Raw genomic sequence first — 517 nt, forward strand, 5'->3', positions numbered from 1 at the left:
TTCCTGGGACATCTTTCTTAGGAAGCTTGTCATTTGGTACTTCACCTGAACCATTGTCGCCAATTGTGACAGTGATTGGTGTATTGTTTTCACCCGGAATCACTACCTTGCTGCCTGATGGGTATGTTGAACCATCTGGTTTCTTAGGCGTTACAACTGCATCACCATTTGGTTTGCGTGTGATTTCAATCTCACTTGGTGTTTCAGTTGTTGGTGTGGCTGGTGTTACCTTACCTGGTGTTGTGACTGGAACTTCCACAGCTGGTTTACCTGGTTCAGTAATCTTACCTGTACCTGGTACTTTACCGTCTGGTAAGTCACTGTTTGGTACTTTACCTTTACCGTTTTCACCGATTGTGACTGGGATTAGCTTACCATCTTTACCTGGAATTTCTACCGTAGTTCCTGGTGGGAATGTTGAGCCATCTGGTTTCTTAGGTGTTACTGTAACGTCACCTGTCTTAGGATCTTGTTCAACATCTACTGTTGGTGTCTTACGAGCTGGTGTTGTTACATC

Annotated in this window: 1 pseudogene; it reads right to left on the reverse strand. The window is 44.3% G+C overall.

Going from position 1 to position 517, the window contains the following annotated elements:
• A pseudogene (locus B7695_RS11105) lies at window positions 1-517 on the reverse strand (hypothetical protein); the annotation flags it as partial.

The organism is Streptococcus mitis, assembly GCF_002096845.1.
In the GTDB taxonomy this organism is placed as follows: domain Bacteria; phylum Bacillota; class Bacilli; order Lactobacillales; family Streptococcaceae; genus Streptococcus; species Streptococcus mitis_A.